Origin of the sequence: Nostoc sp. DedVER02, from assembly GCF_034530675.2 — a bacterium.
In the GTDB taxonomy this organism is placed as follows: Bacteria; Cyanobacteriota; Cyanobacteriia; order Cyanobacteriales; family Nostocaceae; genus Nostoc.
Genome location: NZ_JAVRCP020000004.1, coordinates 26,824 through 44,518, shown reverse-complemented (window position 1 = coordinate 44,518; position 17,695 = coordinate 26,824). Strand labels below are relative to the sequence as shown.

The window sequence follows — 17,695 nt, the reverse complement described above, 5'->3', positions numbered from 1 at the left end:
CACTCATTACTCATTACTTTAAAGCCGTGCTGGAAGCACAGGGTTTTAAACCAATTTTTCTGATAATTCTCCTCCCCTATTCCCAATTCCCCATTCCCAATTTATGAAAATTTGGCAGGTTGATTTTTATCGTCGTCCCTCACAAAATGCATCTGGACAAATTTTATGGGATTTGTTGATTTGTGATGCAACTCGCAGCTTTGAGTATGAAGCAACCTGTCTTCAGTCAGCAGCAAATTCTAATTGGGTTGCAGATCAACTTGAGTTAGCGGCTGGTGAAAAATTACCAGATGTGATTCAGGTGTTTCGTCCGCAGTCACTAAGCTTAATTGAGGCGGCGGGACGCAATTTAAGTATAAATGTCGAACCAACCCGCCATACTTTGGCACTGAAGCAGTGGTTACAAGAAAAGCAATATCCCTCAACCCTAGATAAACCACCCCCAGTACCATTACCAGAGAACCTCTGGGGAGAACAATGGCGGTTTGCGACTCTACCTGCTAGTGATGTAGAAACGAGTTTTAGCGATCGCCCTATTCCCATTTTGCACATCCCAGAACATCTCAAACCCATCAATTTGGGTTTAGCGTCAACAGTGCCCGTCCCTGGTGTGGTAATTTATGGTGGACGGCAATCGATGCGCCTAGCACGCTGGTTACAGCAAGCCCGTCCTGTGGCGTTAAACTATATATCTGGCACACCAGACGGCTTAGTATTAGAAGCTGGCTTAGTAGATAGGTGGATTGTTGCCACTTTTGAAGATCCAGAAGTTAAAACAGCAGCCCAAACATTTGAACAGCGAAAAAAGCATTGCCGAGGATTGCATTTTTTGTTAGTGCAACCAGATGATTCTGGGATGACTTATAGCGGCTTTTGGTTATTACAGGCAGAAGATTGATCTTAACTATCAAATCATACTAAAAAGTAATATCACCACTGCCCTGAATTATCTTCTTGTTGCAAACCTATCAACTGTCGCCGCTTCCAAGCATAGTGAAGAATATTAATTCCAAGTTCCTGGGCTGTACGAATAGTTAATCTGGGTAAACTCAAATCTCTATCCAGCCCCCAAGCAGTCGCTAAATCACCAATCGCTAAAATAATTCCACCACCGATTAACAATTTAATTTGCTGTTGATTAACCATTGGCAAGGCAGCAAATAAGAAAGGTTTTGTCCTTAAAGGATGACTCCGTTGCAATTCTTCTAAAGGTCTTAAAGGACTTTCTAACTGTTGTGCTAATGCTTGAGTACTCTCAATTAGAGCAGTAGCATTTGTTGGTGCATCAACCAGAAGCACACCACCTAAATTTAAGTAATTTTTGAGGGATTCAAATTCGAGACTATTTAAAGAAATTGCCTGTCCACCTGTCAGATAAAGTAGATCGTAATCTTGAATATTTTCACTTAAAGAAACCTGGCCTGGTTCATCAGCCCCTCGCAAACTGGGATATAAAGGTTCTACTGCTTGTAACAAATACGAAAGGCTGAAAAAATTACGCGCACATTCAGGATCGCTATGAGTTGCCTGTGCCATACACACAAGTGCTTGAGGACGCATTTGTGCCTGACGGCGATAACGTAAATCAATATTATTATATCCAGGAAAGAAAGCATCCGCAGGTTGGGTAATATCAGTATGTCCTGGTTGCAAAAGTATTCGACATATTTCTATTTCTGAACTGGCTGGTATTGAGTTTCTTTGGTCAATTCGATAGGTTTCTTGAACAATATCTCTTTGCTGTCCACGCCTCAATTCATCAGGATCTACATAGCTAACTACTAAGTAGATCATCAGTGGTTCAGAACTTACTACTTCTATATCGATGGGAAAATCATAAGAAGTTGGTACAACAATTAAATTACCTGCTAAATCAATTGCAATACCAGGTTGAATTTGCACCCAACGCCCATCTCGATATCTAGCTTCTACTTGGCTTGGGGCTGCCACATCTCGAACGCCTAAACCACAGACAATCCCCGGTTGGTTTAAACTTTGATATTGAGCGTTTTGCCGATTTCGATGATAATCATGGGCTGTGCGCCAGCGTTCTGCATTGATTAGTAATCCGTCTGCGGCTTGTAGACGTTCTAAGGATTTGATTGGTGGGGGTGGGAAAGGATGAGACATAAATAATTCAAAATTCAAAATTCAAAATTCAAAAAAGCTCAGGCAGATGTGCAGAGAGAAAAAGTTTACAATTTTATTGGCTAGAAGGATTTTCAATAGATAATTCATAAGTACAGAAAGCAGGCTTTTCTTGTTCTATGATTCTTTGGATAAGTTGTTCGTTGATGATGCCACTAGAAATAGTTGAACGTAAACGTACTATAAAATGATATGGTTGGCCACCTGCTAAAACTGCATTTCCTAATTGGGCATCTCCGATAATGAAACTTGGGCCAAAAGGTTCTGTGATACTAATATGTTTATCAGCTTCATTTGGTAAATCTTCGTCTAGCGGTAAACCAGTATAAAGATGTAAATAAAGACGCAATCCTTTACGAGTTCCGCGCCAGCGATAAAGTTCTACAGCCCGACGAATTAAACGCCGTTGTTGCCGGAGATCCCAAACTGAATCTACTTGCCAAGCAACCCAATGAGCCATAAAAGGTAGTAATGCTTGTGGTGCTGTCAAAGGATCGAGATTTGCCCACATGACATTGTAACTATCAACTACTGGTTGAAAAGCTTGCTCAAATATCTTCATGAAGCGACCAATAAAGTCTACTTCTCGATACAAAATTGGCAAGAATTCCATGTAGGCGGTGTAAGGACGGATATATAAATCGAAATACTCGCTTCTCTCGATTTGTTCGTTCTCCGTGCCTGAGTCTATATGTAAAGTAATTAGGCTGCGAAAATTGAGAGTTAATTTGTCTTTTTTTCCAGGAGAAATTGCTTCTTGGTCTTCAAAAAATGTATCAGGAATTGAGAAGTAGAGAACAGCATCCATTTGTCCACGAGGCGGTATTTCACTACCCTCTGTGCCAATTTGACACCATTGAGACGGAAAGTTTCCGTCAACGCTTAAGCTTACCCGCAAAGGACGTTGTTCTAAGTTTTGCACTTGCACAATCATCTCGCTGGGATGTCCAGGATGCAAAAGTAAAGTACGTCCACCTATATCAATATCCGCGGTTGTAAATCCTAAACCCGCCACAGGTAAAGCTTCGGGTATTTGCATTGGCGTTAATTGAATGCTTACAGCCGGACTAGAGCGACTTTGAACCATAGGATTGGGAATTGGGAATTGGGAATAGGAAGGAGAATAACTACTGACAAATGGCAAATTACGAATTACGAATTACGAATTACGAATTATTTGAATGTCGTGATTTGAGCGTAGATTGGTATCAGCCCAAGAACATATCAAACCTTCCGAGCCTGGGTCAATTAATTGTTCTGGTGATGGTTGTCGTCGCCAATTTTCTCCTTGCTTGCGGATGGGAAACAGTAGGACGGGGCCTAAATGACGCACGCCTGGGGTTTGTTGCAGTAATGCGACAATATCTGATGTATAAACTGGTCGCCCAAATGGCCAACCTTTGCCGTCCATTCCTCCAGTCAATGGATTTAAATATTTATACAGTGATACCCTTAAATTCCGGCGAATTTCTTCTCTGGCAAAAGGATTATCATAAGCAGGTTCTAAAGCAATTTCTGTCTGTACAGAAACACCTACGTAATTTGGTTCTTGTAATTCTATTTGTACACCTAATAACCGTCTTTCATCTAAGTAACTCATAATTTGCTCTTGCAGGGCATTACTAAGAGCAAAATTTTCTGGTGTCATACCATTACCTTGGGCGATCGCATCTGTATTTGCGAATGGAACTACCAGTAAACTAACTATACCAGCTTGTCTACGAGAATTTGCTGGCAAACACCGGACACGCGCGATCGCACCAGCACCCGCCTGTTGAGTTAAAACTTCAAAATCTTCAGCAGTGACGGCGCGATCGCGTGTGCGGAGGATGCGGGGAGCCTTCATTACAGCCTGCTCCAGCGATTCGGCATCCGCACCATTGATTGCAGGTACACGATTGACTACACTCGTAATGTATGGATACGCAGACTTCAAAAACTGGATTGCCCCAGTTTGCACATTGCCTTCCCTACCGCCACCTGTGCGATAAGCAACCATTTTAATCTCAGCACCACGGGGAGGAATCGCCCCATATTGGTGTTCCGACTGATTATTTTCTAGAACTTGTACAGATGTGTTATCTAGCGATGGTTCTTGAATTCGCGATCGCATCTGGGTATGCTGTTTAAGTTGGCTAGGTTCCCGAATCAGCGGCCCAAACTGGATTGTACCAGCGATCGAATCGATGGTGTAATGAAAATTATGCGGCCCAGAATCAGCAAAATCTCTCACCTCAGTCCACTTCTGAGGCAAACCACCACTGGGAGTAACTAAAATATACTCATTTTCTCGGCGTTCTAAAATTGGTGCTGTTTGTAAATCGAAACTCTGTCCAGGTGTACCATCACTAATTCCCAATCGCTCATCTAGAATCAGCGTACTATGACTAGCTCTAACAGTACCACCAATTGACCGCGCTGCTAAACCAATAATTCTTGGCGGACGATTGTAACCAGATTCATTGGCTTCTGTACTAATAAAACTACACCGCAACCAGCGACCTCGGTAAGAAGTAAAATTAGCTACAGGCCAAATTTGAGGTAAATGCAAACGTACCTCTGCACCTTGAGACGGATTTCCACCCTGTTGAGCCATTTCATAAAAACTGAAACCGCGAGTTTTATCATCCGACTCTTGCAATAAAACTAGTTGCCAATTTTCCCCGTCCCAAGCTTCCCACTTGCGCGGTGGTTGATTGGGATTAATCCCAGCAGGAGTAGCCGCCGCCCCTTGGAAAATAATTTCTAAAACATTAGCATCTAAAGGATCGTCAGAATTAATTGCTAAATAAAAACAGTTACCGGGCTGGGGTTCCTCTTCAAATATTGGTTGTTCATTACCTGTCCAGAAACCGTTAGATTGACGAGTCCATGAAGTTGTGACTCTTTCGCGCAGAGATTGGGGGATATCTTCGGTAGTTTGGGCAGTTAAGAAATGTTGGATGCGAGGATTGCCGATAATTAGAGGATAATCTGTGCTAAAGGTAATCGCTTCTGTAGTTTCAGTGCGGATAGTTGAGGCTTCTAATCCGGCTGGAATAGTGTAGGCTTCGGGTAATGCAGCGCTTAAATAAAAAGTTAATTCCGTGCGGGCTGGGGCGGGAGGCTGGAGACGAATACCCAGTAATTCTAGGAATGCGACATAATTTTTTCGAGGTACTTGGTTAAATCTGAGCAACATCTGGTCAGTTAACCAAGCAAATAACTCAATTAGCGTAATTCCTGGGTCGCTGAGATTGTGGTCTGTCCATTCGGGACAGTAGCGAGGAATACGCATAATACATTCTTCCACCAAATCATCGAAGGCGCGATCGTCTAAGTTAGAAGAAGGTAATTTCGGTAAAAAATCAAAGTTCATACCAATTAAAAAAAAGAATGTGACAGATATAGCAAGGGACTGGGGACTGGGGACTGGAGACTGGGGACTGGGTGAAAAGTCTTTTTGTATCTAAGTTTCATCATCTGTTGATGTCCTAACCACCAAGGCTTGTGCTATACAAGTCTAGAAACCCAGATGGAATTGAGCTTTCTAAATTTTTAATTTTTAATTTTTAATTTTTAATTCGGATCACGATTCCTCCCCAGCTGAAACCAAATAATAAGGATAAACAAAACTATAAATATCGGGACTGTCTTTAAGTCGATAATTGATGATGATATCCACTCTGCCACGCACGGGGTCAGGATCGGTGACAACTTCATCGATAATAATGCGTGGTTCCCAAACTTCTAAAGCTTCCAAAACATAAAGACGGATTCGGAGTAGGGTATCGCTATTCAAAGGTGCAAACGCCAGTTCCGACAAGCGCGAACCAAAGGTAGGTCGGTAAACCCGCTCACCTACTCCCGTGCGGAGGATAATCCAAATAGATTCTTTAACTTTTTGATCTTCACGGCTAAGTTGTATCCCGCCTTGCACACTTAAATGCAGTGGATAAGCCCAACCTGTTCCCAAATAGGCTCGTTCACGACCATAAACCATATCTGGCACTTAGACAGTTTTTACATGGATAACTTCAAAGATATCGGCACAGAAGGTTTAAGCCTATTCGCCAAAGGTCGAGATAATTACTGATTCGTAATTCGTAATTAAAGACTGGTTGCCTTTCCCTTTGAATTAAGTTTCGTCCGCTATATCCAAAATTTGATTGTACAAGGCTGAAGATACTCTAAACTCTGATGTGGCAATCAGTACATCCATCAACGGTTTTACAGCAACAATCAATTTTTTCCGCTTTGCCTCAACCAATATGCCTAGCAATCCAGTAATCTTGACTCCTAAACGATTAGCTTCCGCTCTGCCACGACGCTCATCAATCAATAGCAAATCTGCATCAAGCTCTAGAGCAAGAGCGATCGCCTCAGACTCTCCAGGATCTAGCGTCACTTCATTTTTAAGACGCTCAACAACCTCGCGGTTAATGACTTGTCTAACCTTTAACCAGGAAGCCGTTTGAACTTCGGTGGTTCCCGGAACAGGGGGATCGATATCTGCGAGTTCACGATACACCGCTTCAGGAATCGTGACTTGATTGTAGAGTTGAGGTAGCAGTTTTAAGTGGTTGATTGCTGCCAGACTTGTGATTGCCGATGTATCGCTAATGACAATCACAACCGCCCTAAATCTCGTAAGTTCTTCAAATCCAGTTCAAAATCCTCAACATCATAAGAGTAAAGCGGAATATTTTGTTGCTTGAGAAGATGACGAAAAGCATTAAGGGGCATATCTGCTAATTTGCTGGCATAGCCCAACGTTAGATGGCCTGTTTGAAACAGGTGCAATGCGATTTCTTGCCGAAACTCCCTTGGTGTAAGCCTAGATGCTTGCAGGATTTCGTCTGAAATGACAATACTCATAGCAGGACTACCTTACTGACTATACTTTCAGAGTAACCCAAAAACCTTTAAACAATGTCTGTGTATTACTCCCACCACAAATTTCGCAGCACAACGCATGAATAACGGGGGTTTTACGGATTACGACTCATAATCTTCACTCAACCGCCAATCAAAACAGTAGGATTACCTTTGATAATTTTATTCGGTGGCCCTAATGCTTCTAGAATAGTGTCGCCCATGCGAGAAGCAGGCAGGTTGTTAATCAGCACAGTCTGGCTACCGTCAATCACAACCCCAGGGCCGTGAGGAGGTATGGGCAGAGGTGTAGCGCAATTATGAATATCAGCACCGGCTGCTGCTGCTGCGATCGCACTACCCATAGTAGCAGCTGAGGTTGCCTTTGTAGTTTGTTCGGTAGCTAAAGCAGCAGGTGCGCCAGGCGTACCTGCCGCCGCTAGGGTAGCAGCCTCAGCCACTTGAATAGCTGTATCAGAAACTTGTTTGGCGGACTGCAAACCTGGTACTGCTGCGGCAAGCACGCCCCGCCACGCAGGTAAAGATCCAATCAACACATTAGGACTACCTGGCCCTCCTGTTAAAACTGGGGGTAAAGGATGCGCCACATTGTCAGTAATTCTTGCTGCCGGTCTACCCATGACAACCTCCTATTGTGTTAATTACGAATTACGAATTACGTTAGCGTAGCGGTAGCGAGGAACGAGCGTCATTACGAATTAGTTAAGTCGAATCAATGCACCTTTGACTGTAATCGTTCCGTTGGCTGAAATGTCTATATTTCCAGCAGCATCTAATGACATATTACCTGTTGATTTCACTGAAACAGATTTTCCCATATCGTCCATTTTGATTCTATGACCACCTGTGGTTTCAATCTCTATGCACCTTTGACTATCATTGAGATATATTTTATGACCGCCTGTAGTTTCTACGCGAATACCTGTTTTACTACTTCCTTTATCCTCTTCAACAAACTGTAGAACATGACCGACACGAGTTTTAATAGTGCGTAATCTTACACCACCTGTAACCGAATCACTTACCTTTTCCGGTGGTGCATCCTTCCCGTTCCATACCCCACCAATGACGTAGGGACGGTGAATATCGCCATGTTCAAAACCTACTAAAACTTCATCGTTTACCTCTGGTAAACAGTCGAAGCCTCTGTTTTGGCCTGCTCCCACAGCTACAACTCTCGCCCAGTCACTTGTATGATCTTCTGTGAGAGTCGGAAACTTGACTTTCACTCTGCCCATTTTCTCTGGGTCTTTATTATCAGTCACAATTCCAACTAATAAAGTCTCAGATGGCTGTAGACGTTTTTCTGGGGATAGAGTTGTGAATAAGTTACCAGAACGGAGTCCCCGCACGCTGAAATCAGTTTCATAAACGCGCTGACTGAATAAATGGCGCGTTTCTGTAACATAATATTTACCACTATAGCGATCGCCCATACCTTCAAGATTAATAACCCGTCCAGGACGAATCTCAGGATTCCCTTCGGCTTTGGCATCTGCGTAAACAAATTCTCCTCCCAGTTCATCACACAAAGCCTGAGCCATCGTATCTGCTTGTTTTTTGCTGGCAACAGGTTTATCTACAACAATCATTTTGGGAGACTTAAGATTAGAGAATGCATTACTAGTACTACTTCCTAGCTTATTACCTGTCTCGGTTACTTGCTTCTCTTTCTTAGCTGTTCCACTAATCAATTCTTTCTTGGTATAGTCCCAGGCGCGTACTTCTACAGAACTTATCTGTTCAGCACTAGTAACACGAGTACTAAATTTATTAATATCAACTAGCCATTTTAGTGATAAGGCTCCCTGAGTTTTTGGTTTGCAAAAATTTAATTTTTCCTCTGTAATAAATAATTCAAAACCAATGCGAGCAGCCCTTTCTCGCAAAAACTCCATATTAGTTTGATTTTCTTGAAAAACATACTTATGAACTTCACCAGTTGCCTCTATATTGCCAGGTCTTATACCTACTTCTTGAATTATTTTCTTGACTATACCGCTATCAGTTTCATTTAAAAAAGAACGATTATAACGACCTCTATGTAAACGATGAGAAATATCATAGCCGCGAACAATGATATCAGCTTCAGATTTTTCATTGAAGTGAACTTCCATCGCTGTAATTTCGGCTTCAATGAGGAATTCTTCTACCTCTTCCTGAAAATTATTATCTAGAGTAGTACTCGAAGTAAAACCCAACTTAACTTTGTTCCCAATTTTAAACAACTTATCATGTCGCCAAGCCTTGTTTTCTGGTCGATCGGATGTGGGAATATAGCTGTTATGGATTACTAGGGTAAACATTGCTGGTAAATGAAGGCTTTCTTCTATTGTAATTTGCAACAAATCCTTCATTAATTCAGGAGAAGCTTGTTTTCCATCTATTTGTATTTTAGGTTCGCTTAAATAAAGGCTTTTTTTAGGAGGCATAACTATTATTTGATAACTTATGAAATTTTCAGAGCAGCCTTGAATGACAAAGCAAATAATAATTTATCGCTTTATTTGTTTTTCTTACTCAGTTTTTGCCCCTTTTGGTCTGAATCACGAGCGTTGCCTTTAGAAGCAGATTGTCGTCCTCCAGGAAGGTTATTTTTATCCACTTCTTGTAAAGCTATATCTACAAGTGCCCTTACTGGTGTACCATCACTCAAAAACATATTTAAAGTGTAGGTTAAACTTGTAATTACGCAATAAAAATACTCATTTCCCCAAGTGAATATATAAACAGGTGGGCGTTTATCAGTTGCTTTACTGATAGTTTCTACACCTTTCTTGATATTGTCTATATATTTTTTCATCACCGACTCTTTAGTTTCATAAGTATCATAAAGTAACTGTTTCAGTGTAAACTTGTAAGGTTCAACGCCAGAAAAGTTTACTTTCGGAAGTAGAGTAGTTCCTCTGTTCCCATCCTTACTTTCCCACTTAACAGTCCGAGCAAAACTAATATCTGTAGGATTAAACATTAATTCAATATCTGGCGCTTCACCGTTATAAGCTACAAGCTTGGCTTTTTCAAGTTGCGGTTGACGCTTTTGAATAACAATAATTGCTGGACTTGCCATTTGAATATTCTCCAAAAATTAATTATTGAATGGAAACTTACCAAGGTAATCGACCTGAATAACCACCATGACGCTCCCGCTCAATTTCTATCCTTTGTCGTAATCTGTGATAAATTTCACGGGCTAGAGCTTCAAGATTGGCTGTATCATCTTTTTCATCTCCTTCAGAAGAAGCGGGTGCGCTCTCTATCGTCTCTGTTATCGGTTGGATTTCTCTAGATATGTCGGGTAGAGTGACTTCTCCACCATTAGCAAAGCCTCTAGGTGCAGGAAGATGTTTAGCAAAAACTTGTGGCGATTCCGAACCATGAGAAAATTCATAATTTTGGTTGTTAGATTCTTCATCATTAAAGTTGAAGCTAGTGAAATCATCATTATTTCCATTTAGTAAATCTTCCACACTTGACCATTGAGAAGGCGTGTTTGACCATTGGGAAGATGTATTAGTCGTAGGATTTGCTTTTCGGAAAACTAGGGGAGGCGATGAGTATTGAGGTGAAGCTTCACCGACATTTATTGTTTCATTTTGGAGAGGATTAAGCTGTGGAGAATTGAGAACCGAAAGTTTATTTTGACTAATATTCAATCCCAAGGAAGGAGGAATTAAAGAATTGGATATCTCAGGTGAATCAGTTTCAGCGCTTTTTAGCTGTAATGAAGTGTCTGAAAAAGAATCGACTTTAGTCGGAGTCTCTGGAGAAATTGTCTCTTCTGGTTCTATAGGATTGGGTGTCTGTAGACTTGGAAGGATAATATCGTGCGGTGTTCCACCAGTGTTGATGTGATGTAGCAGGGGTAGATTCTTCTGTGCATCCCTAGTATTAATGACAAACTCCCCAGGCGTAAGCATTGCAGGTATTGTATCTGAGGGAGCTATATACTGGCGATTGTCAACGTGAGAGTTTGTAACATGACCACCAGTAGCATAACCTTTAGGTGCAGGCAAATTTTGCTCAACTTTAGGTGCTGTACTAACCTCATCTTGTGGAAAAGTTGGGTTTTCTAGAATCTCTGGATTATCCCAGGTATCAGTAAAGGCTGATATTTCAGGATTTTCTGATTCTACTGTTTGTTCACTCTCAATAATTTTTCTAAAAATACTTGCTTCTTCAGCAATTTCAGGTGATGTGGCGGTAATTGTTGATGCTTCAGCAATTTCAGGTGAAATGGCGCTAATGATTGGTGTTTCAGTAATTTCAGGCGAACTAGCGCTAACTACCGATGCTTCACCAATTTCAGGCGATGTCGCGGTAATTGTTGGTGCTTCACTAATTTCCGGTGAACTGGCGCTAACTACCAATGCTTCATTAATTTCAGGTGATGTGGCGGTAATTGTTGGTGATTCACCAATTTTAGGCAATATGGTAGTAATTCCTGGTGTTTCACTAATTTCAGGGGGACTGGCGCTGACTACTAATGCTTCATTAATTTCAGGTGATATGGCGGTAATTGTTGGTGATTCACCAATTTCAGGCGATGTGGCGGTAATTGTTGGTGATTCACCAATTTCAGGCAATGTGGCGGTAATTGTTGACGCTTCACCAATTTTAGGCAGTATGGTAGTAATTGCTAATGTTTCACTAATTTCATCTGAACTAACACTAACTACCGATGCTTTACCAATTTCGGGTGATGTAGCAGTAATTATTGGTGTTTCAGCAATTTCAGGTGATGCAAAAATAGGGTAATTTTCTGTCAACTCGCTGGTAGTATTCTCGACATTGCTATCACGTTGTAGTGGAGCCACATTTGCTGAGATATCTGAGACATTAACCGCTATAGCAGACTGTAATTCTGAAGCTACAGGGTTGCCGAATAAACTAGGGGTGTCTTCAATTTCTGCTGAGGTATGTGTTAACTGAACAGGCGCACTGTCTAGAGACTCACTCGTAATAATGGAATCAATTTCCTGACTTTTCACGGAATCTAAAAAACCTTTCCTCTGCAAAGATAAAGGCTTTAAATTCTCTCCTTTCTCTGGTAGTAAAGGAGGTTGAAGGCTTATATCTTGCGTTGTTTTTTCTAAATGATGTGAAAAGTCAGGAGCAATTTCTTGTTGTACTGTAATAGGATTTTTTGCAACTGAAGACTCAGAATTAGGTAAAGCAACATGCGCCTCTACAGTATTTTCATCATTCTCTAAAGAATGGAGTAAAGTTGGTGCATCATCAACTTTAGATGAATTAAGTTCTGAAAATAAAGTTGAAGAATTATCATAGACAGCATTATCTGTAACAAAATTATTTGTACTTTTTTCTGATATTAAGTCTGGTTCAATGGCTGTAATTGCCTCAAAATTAGTATTGGTATTTGGTGATTCGGCTTCCTGCGATGGAGAGATTAAGGTTGTTAAAATCTCTTTTGTTTGGATTAAATTTGTTTGGATTACGCTGTTTCTATTGTCAGTAATAGAAGAAAATCGATCTATTTCAATGTTTTGTTGTGATGGCGTTTGGCTAACTGGCATACCTGATAACTTAACTGATTCTGATATCTCAGGTATTAGTTTTTCTTCGGTATTTGTAAAATTAGTATTGGGTATAAGTATTTCTTCTATATTATTTTTTGAAGGAAGTTCTATATATGAACTATTTATTAATTCATTATTTTCATTTTCTAATTCAATATTTTCTTGCGATGTGAAATTATTTTCTATTAAAGGCAAATCCGTATTAGGTAAACTAGATATTAACTCAGAATTTACTGATAGACCATCGTTAGTAATATTCCTGAATAAATTAGATTGATTTTGAAAACTGGGCGAAGTATCTGCCGTTATGTTACTAACATAACTATGCTCTTTGGCAGAAATGTCTGACGCAATATCCAGTTGTAAATTTGGTGTTTCCAAATTAGTCTCAAGAGGTAGAGACTCATCTGATGTTAATGATTTATTCTTTTTAGCATTAATGGAAGCATTATTTTTATCAACAACTTGCTTAACATTTTTAGCCGTAGATGATTTGCTAGATTTCTTAGTTCTAGATTTTGAAGTTGATTTTTTTTCTGATAACTGTTGAGATTTGTTTGTTTTTTTTGACTTAGATTTAATTTTTATATCTACTTCTTGTGAGGTATCATTACTCGTATTTACCTCAGTGGGAGTTGGCGTTATCTCTGGAATACTATTTTTTACTGATTCATTACTATTTTCTAGTGTAGCTATTGAATCAGAAGCATCAAAATCAATCAACGGAAATTCACTACTTATATCCTCAGTATCCCAGCTATCCCAACCTATTAACGGTTGAATCGATGGTTCATACTGATGAGACAAGAAAAATTTAGATGACGTAACTAATGGTGGTTTGGTTTGTATTGTACTGATGAAATTGTTTTGAGAATGTAAAGAATGGGATGCTTTTCTCAATATCATTCTCTGAGGATTAGATAAAAATGATATTACCCCAAGTGGATGAATATTGTTTCCTAATGGAGATTGAATATTTTGCATAGTTATAGTTGAAGATTAGCCAATTAACTAGAAACGAAATATCCTGTTTTTTGATTTCTTTGTACAGAACTGCCTCCTCCTGTAGACCTGGCAATTTGTAACCCTTCATAAGCTAAAGTTAATTCTTCAATTGCAACTGCTTTCCCATCTGCTTGGAGTGCAGGTGTTTTCCAGGTTATAGGAATAGCACCAATCAAAGTCCAACTCATCATGGTTTCACCAGCTTGATTGAAAATCAGAATATTAACATTACGCCGAGATGTTTTCTTTTGCTCATCAAAAACTGCATTCATCCAGTTCCAAAAACCTGGATGATCGGTAAATCCTCGTTTAAGAGTTATGTCTGCAAATTCTGTATGACCTAAATAAATTCTTTGCTGGTCGTTAACACCACCTTCCTGAAAAACATTTTTCTTGATTTGAACACTTAATCCTGTACATTCAGCGAAAGATGCAGCAATAGAACTATCTATCTCTACGTAGAACCGATTAGTAGTGACATAATTTAATTCGTGAGTAATGTTGCCATTGTTAGCGCCTGTAGCCATCACAACCACCTTTGAGAATCATAACTACCTACCCTTTCGCGCTGCGATCGCAAATCATCCAGTAAAAGTTTATATACGTGTTCTGTAAGTTGGTTCATCAACCGTGAATCGTTGAGATATTTGCTTGCCGTTTTAGCCGCTTTGCTTGCATCAGATGCCGCCGAAACCCCAGCGTATCCAGCAGTACCACCAACATCTCCATCAAAGGTAAAAAATTTTTGTTGCTGTTTTGAGTCCATAAATAAAAAAACTCTCCCTAAATCCAGGCTAAAGGTACTGCATCAGAATCAAAAGTAGCCAAAAGTCGAACTTAGTTTTTAACTGGATTTAGACTTTTGAGGAATTGTGTAGAAAATGCGATCGCAGTACTCTAGATGTTAGTCACGACAAAATATTTATCCAGCCACTGCTTGGGTAACAGGATAAGAAAATGAGAGAATATGTCAGCCGAAAGAAACAAACTAGTACAGGCTTCTCAATCCCATCCTTGAAACATCCGACACCCGGCTTTGGTTTGGAGTCATCGGCAATTTCACGCCAAGCGGTTCCTGAAATACAACCACTCCATCAACCACTTACTCACGATATCAGTCGCATACCACTGCGTACCCAAGCCAAACTCTCAATTAGCCAGCCGGGAGACATTTACGAACAGGAAGCTGATAGCGTAGCCCAGCAGGTAATGCAAAGAATGGCGCAACCTGTAAATCCTCAGTCTATCCAACGAGAAGCAGCACCAGAGGAAGAAGAATTACAAATGAAATCTTTGGACAGTAGCACACTGCAACGAGAAGCATTGCCAGAGGATGAGGAAGAATTGCAAATGAAATCTCTGGACAGTAGCACACTGCAACGAGAAGCATTACCAGAGGATGAGGAAGAATTACAGATGAAATCTCTGGACAGTAGCACATTGCAACGAGAAGCTTTGCCAGAGGATGAGGAAGAATTACAGATGAAACCGATGGTGCAGCGTCAGGCTGAGGCTGGGATGGCTGCTACGCCTGATATAGAAGCGTCCATTAACCAAGCAAGGGGGGGAGGAGTGGCGATCGCAGACAACATCCGCGAACCGATGGAGGTGGCGTTTGGCGCTGATTTCAGTGGGGTGAAGATTCATACAGATGGTCAATCTGACCAGTTAAATCGGTCAATTCAGGCGCGTGCTTTCACAACGGGACAGGATGTGTTCTTTCGTTCGGGTGAATATAATCCTGGGAGTCGGGGCGGACAGGAGTTATTGGCGCATGAGTTGACTCATGTTGTGCAGCAGAATGGGGGGGCTGTGCAGCGACAGATAGACAGGATTGTAACGCCAATTGTTATCCAACGGTTTGCAACTGATTACACCACAGATGCAGATCATCCCTACACAGGTGGTAAGGGTATTACAGCCAGAGTAGGAGCAGAAAACGGTTGGCCTAGAGGGCAAATTCCGGGAGTAGGGATACCTCCAATCATCAATGATGTCGGGCCTCTCAAAGGTCGCTATGTAGCGGGACATTTAATGAATGAAGAAATAGCAGGACTAGCAGACAATCCGAATTTGACTGTACTTAGTGTTAAGTCTAATAATACCCATAAGGGCTACGAATCAAAATTGAAAAAGTTAGGATATTGGGCTGATTTTATAGAGCGTTCTGATGTCAGTTTGACTAAAAAATATGGAGATAAAGCGTATGAGCATGGGGCTGACTACAGAGTAGAGGTAATTGCCCCCAGTCCAGATGGCACCGCAAACTTGATTCCAGAGATGTTACTCGTGAGTGGTCTGAAGGTATCAATTACGCCTATTCGTATCCACAAGGTAACGAAAGTAGAAGAACCTTGGCCGGAAATGTCAGCGTACAAAGTGACCGACGCAATTGTGCCGAATGTACCTCCGTATCCTCCTGCTCCTGGTACAACACCACCGACTAAAGTAAAACCGTCTAAGACTATATATAAAGGAGATGACGATGACTGGAGTGGGTATAATAAAAGTCCATCCGCAAGCACTACGCGGTCGGGTCGCACCTCTAGGTCTCAGCCTTATTAACAATACCAATCACTACACTCAAATGATCTGTAGGCTATTCAGTGCGATCGCTATTGTCGGGTGTGTTAACTAAATTAATCAACTTCCCGAAAATTTATACTTTGGGTGAGTTGCTGATGAGTGCGATCGCGGATCTTGTAGGGTGCGTTAACGTAGTGCGATCGCAATGTTGTCGTTAAAAAACTCCATAGGCCGTATATTCCCGCATTTCAGGAGATTGAAATCCAAGAACAATGTTATCTTTTGGAACTCCTAGCTCTACAAGTTCTTGAGCCACTCTCATTTCCGTCATATTCTGCTCAATCAAAATTTTTCCCTTTTTAATATCCAAATGTAAAACACAACTATAGACTCGCCGATGACCATCCCATCCCACATTCATAACCATGTAATGGTCTTGTTTTGTATCAAAAACAGTGTAACAATCAATTTGACCATTGGCTATTGGAATAGCAGCATAAGCCGTCAACAAAGACTGAATGATATGGCGATAAGATTCTAGGGTATCCATTGTACAATTACCTCTTGAATTGGGTCATAAATAATTTGTTTAATCTCATATCTGTCTACAGATATTTGGGCAAATTACCGCTTGAAAAAAGCTTCATAAACACCTATAGGCACTGCCAAATACAGAATGCGAGTTGGATCGCTGATTTCTAAGGCAAGCCGATAATTCAAAAACTGTCCTAATGCAGCATGATAATCTGTTAGTGGTGAATCACTCAGGAACGTTTTAATCTCAACTGCAATTTTTTGTTCACCTCGCTCTGCTGCTAACAGTTGCTCTGCACCTAAATCTATTTCAAACTTAGTTCCGCCAACTTCTAGTCGCAGAGGATCATCGGTTATCTTCCACTGATCTTTTTCTAAAGCAATTCTAACCACAGCATGAAATTTATCTTTAGCTGCCATCGTTAAACTTTTCTGATTTACTTAACATTTTAGTGCGTAGGCGCAGCCCGCCGCAGCTATCGCCTGATCTTGTAGCGACTGTCTTACATAGTCTTGCGATCACTGTTGTCGGATGTGTTAACTAATTAATCAACTTCTCAAAAATTTATACTTTGGATGAATTGCTTGATTCAGTGCGATCGCAGTACTCTAGATGTATGTTGGTATTAACAAGATATTCGCCCCCTTACTGCTCGGTCATCAGGAGAATAAAATGGGAGAACACGTAGGACAGCACAAAAAAGCTACGGCAAGCTCCTTCTCAATACCTACACTCAAGCAACCGACACGTGGTTTTGGTTTAAATCCTGGTGCTTCGTCCCAAGTAACTACTGAGGTACAGCTTAAAAAATCTCTAGGACACGACATTAGCCGAATATCATTACGCTCACAAACAAAACTTACAGTTAACCAGCCAGGAGATGTTTATGAGCAGGAAGCTGATAAAGTAGCACAGCAGGTAATGCAGAGGATGAGCGAACCTTCTGGAAATCAGCAATCTATCCAACGGGAAGAATTGCCGGAGGAGGATGAAGAATTACAAATGAAATCCCTTTCCGATGCCAATATTCCCTCACTACAACGGGAAGAATTGCCAGAGGAAGATG

Annotated in this window: 16 protein-coding genes and 1 pseudogene; 3 read left to right on the top strand and 14 right to left on the bottom strand. The window is 40.9% G+C overall.

Annotation, left to right across the window (positions count from 1 at the left end; genetic code table 11):
• The first annotated feature begins 103 nt into the window (after nt 1-103).
• Nucleotides 104-898 carry a Tab2/Atab2 family RNA-binding protein gene (locus RMZ41_RS07195; protein WP_322645464.1) on the top strand — a complete coding sequence of 265 codons (795 nt, stop codon included), beginning with the start codon at nt 104-106 and terminating at the stop codon, nt 896-898.
• A gap of 32 nt (nt 899-930) precedes the next feature.
• Here the strand turns inward: RMZ41_RS07195 and RMZ41_RS07190 are convergent, their stop codons facing one another.
• The 12 genes from RMZ41_RS07190 to RMZ41_RS07135 form a co-directional block, all read right to left on the bottom strand.
• On the bottom strand, nt 931-2,130 hold the full coding sequence (locus tag RMZ41_RS07190) for a DUF4159 domain-containing protein (RefSeq protein WP_322645465.1): 1,200 nt from the start codon (nt 2,128-2,130) through the stop codon (nt 931-933).
• Nucleotides 2,131-2,203: 73 nt separating this feature from the next.
• Nucleotides 2,204-3,235: a phage tail protein gene (locus RMZ41_RS07185; protein ID WP_322645466.1), complete on the bottom strand. Its 1,032-nt coding sequence runs from the start codon at nt 3,233-3,235 to the stop codon at nt 2,204-2,206.
• A 72-nt stretch (nt 3,236-3,307) separates the two neighbouring features.
• On the bottom strand, nt 3,308-5,506 hold the full coding sequence (locus RMZ41_RS07180; RefSeq protein ID WP_322645467.1) for a putative baseplate assembly protein: 2,199 nt from the start codon (nt 5,504-5,506) through the stop codon (nt 3,308-3,310).
• A 210-nt stretch (nt 5,507-5,716) separates the two neighbouring features.
• On the bottom strand, nt 5,717-6,130 hold the full coding sequence (locus RMZ41_RS07175; protein WP_174710058.1) for a GPW/gp25 family protein: 414 nt from the start codon (nt 6,128-6,130) through the stop codon (nt 5,717-5,719).
• Between the two features lie 135 nt (nt 6,131-6,265).
• Nucleotides 6,266-6,760, bottom strand: coding sequence for a DUF3368 domain-containing protein (locus RMZ41_RS07170; protein ID WP_322645468.1), 495 nt, complete (start codon nt 6,758-6,760; stop codon nt 6,266-6,268).
• Entirely contained in the window at nt 6,757-7,005 is a 249-nt protein-coding gene (locus RMZ41_RS07165; RefSeq protein ID WP_322645469.1) for a UPF0175 family protein, read from the bottom strand. Before RMZ41_RS07165 ends, RMZ41_RS07170 begins: the two co-directional genes overlap by 4 nt.
• 140 nt (nt 7,006-7,145) lie before the next feature.
• Complete coding sequence (locus RMZ41_RS07160) at nt 7,146-7,643, bottom strand: PAAR domain-containing protein (RefSeq protein WP_322645470.1); 498 nt, start codon at nt 7,641-7,643, stop codon at nt 7,146-7,148.
• A gap of 78 nt (nt 7,644-7,721) precedes the next feature.
• On the bottom strand, nt 7,722-9,455 hold the full coding sequence (locus RMZ41_RS07155) for a VgrG-related protein (protein WP_322645471.1): 1,734 nt from the start codon (nt 9,453-9,455) through the stop codon (nt 7,722-7,724).
• A gap of 71 nt (nt 9,456-9,526) precedes the next feature.
• A complete protein-coding gene (locus RMZ41_RS07150) occupies nt 9,527-10,093 on the bottom strand; it encodes a hypothetical protein (protein ID WP_322645472.1) in 567 nt (188 codons plus the stop codon).
• A gap of 37 nt (nt 10,094-10,130) precedes the next feature.
• A complete protein-coding gene (locus tag RMZ41_RS07145; protein WP_322645473.1) occupies nt 10,131-13,547 on the bottom strand; it encodes a hypothetical protein in 3,417 nt (1,138 codons plus the stop codon).
• Between the two features lie 23 nt (nt 13,548-13,570).
• Nucleotides 13,571-14,095: a phage tail protein gene (locus tag RMZ41_RS07140; RefSeq protein WP_322645474.1), complete on the bottom strand. Its 525-nt coding sequence runs from the start codon at nt 14,093-14,095 to the stop codon at nt 13,571-13,573.
• On the bottom strand, nt 14,095-14,334 hold the full coding sequence (locus RMZ41_RS07135) for a hypothetical protein (protein WP_322645475.1): 240 nt from the start codon (nt 14,332-14,334) through the stop codon (nt 14,095-14,097). Before RMZ41_RS07135 ends, RMZ41_RS07140 begins: the two co-directional genes overlap by 1 nt.
• A 191-nt stretch (nt 14,335-14,525) precedes the next feature.
• Here RMZ41_RS07135 and RMZ41_RS07130 point away from each other — a divergent pair, with 191 nt between their 5' ends.
• On the top strand, nt 14,526-16,133 hold the full coding sequence (locus tag RMZ41_RS07130; RefSeq protein WP_322645476.1) for a DUF4157 domain-containing protein: 1,608 nt from the start codon (nt 14,526-14,528) through the stop codon (nt 16,131-16,133).
• Nucleotides 16,134-16,308: 175 nt separating this feature from the next.
• On the opposite strand, the gene RMZ41_RS07125 is transcribed toward RMZ41_RS07130, so the two are convergent.
• Nucleotides 16,309-16,644 (bottom strand): XisI protein, encoded by a 336-nt coding sequence (locus tag RMZ41_RS07125; RefSeq protein ID WP_322645477.1) that lies wholly within the window; start codon nt 16,642-16,644, stop codon nt 16,309-16,311.
• Nucleotides 16,632-17,048: pseudogene (locus tag RMZ41_RS07120) on the bottom strand (XisH family protein). Before RMZ41_RS07120 ends, RMZ41_RS07125 begins: the two are co-directional and overlap by 13 nt.
• 253 nt (nt 17,049-17,301) lie before the next feature.
• Between RMZ41_RS07120 and RMZ41_RS07115 the strand changes: the two are divergent.
• Nucleotides 17,302-17,695: hypothetical protein (locus RMZ41_RS07115; RefSeq protein WP_409874875.1), on the top strand; the 394-nt coding region annotated here is incomplete at its 3' end.

Coding starts and splice junctions, on each gene's coding strand:
- RMZ41_RS07195 (WP_322645464.1), top strand. CDS start 104: ATGAAAATTTGGCAGGTTGATTTTTATCGTCGTCCCTCACAAAATGCA.
- RMZ41_RS07190 (WP_322645465.1), bottom strand. CDS start 2,130: ATGTCTCATCCTTTCCCACCCCCACCAATCAAATCCTTAGAACGTCTA.
- RMZ41_RS07185 (WP_322645466.1), bottom strand. CDS start 3,235: ATGGTTCAAAGTCGCTCTAGTCCGGCTGTAAGCATTCAATTAACGCCA.
- RMZ41_RS07180 (WP_322645467.1), bottom strand. CDS start 5,506: ATGAACTTTGATTTTTTACCGAAATTACCTTCTTCTAACTTAGACGAT.
- RMZ41_RS07175 (WP_174710058.1), bottom strand. CDS start 6,130: ATGGTTTATGGTCGTGAACGAGCCTATTTGGGAACAGGTTGGGCTTAT.
- RMZ41_RS07165 (WP_322645469.1), bottom strand. CDS start 7,005: ATGAGTATTGTCATTTCAGACGAAATCCTGCAAGCATCTAGGCTTACA.
- RMZ41_RS07160 (WP_322645470.1), bottom strand. CDS start 7,643: ATGGGTAGACCGGCAGCAAGAATTACTGACAATGTGGCGCATCCTTTA.
- RMZ41_RS07155 (WP_322645471.1), bottom strand. CDS start 9,455: ATGCCTCCTAAAAAAAGCCTTTATTTAAGCGAACCTAAAATACAAATA.
- RMZ41_RS07150 (WP_322645472.1), bottom strand. CDS start 10,093: ATGGCAAGTCCAGCAATTATTGTTATTCAAAAGCGTCAACCGCAACTT.
- RMZ41_RS07145 (WP_322645473.1), bottom strand. CDS start 13,547: ATGCAAAATATTCAATCTCCATTAGGAAACAATATTCATCCACTTGGG.
- RMZ41_RS07140 (WP_322645474.1), bottom strand. CDS start 14,095: ATGGCTACAGGCGCTAACAATGGCAACATTACTCACGAATTAAATTAT.
- RMZ41_RS07135 (WP_322645475.1), bottom strand. CDS start 14,334: ATGGACTCAAAACAGCAACAAAAATTTTTTACCTTTGATGGAGATGTT.
- RMZ41_RS07130 (WP_322645476.1), top strand. CDS start 14,526: ATGAGAGAATATGTCAGCCGAAAGAAACAAACTAGTACAGGCTTCTCA.
- RMZ41_RS07125 (WP_322645477.1), bottom strand. CDS start 16,644: ATGGATACCCTAGAATCTTATCGCCATATCATTCAGTCTTTGTTGACG.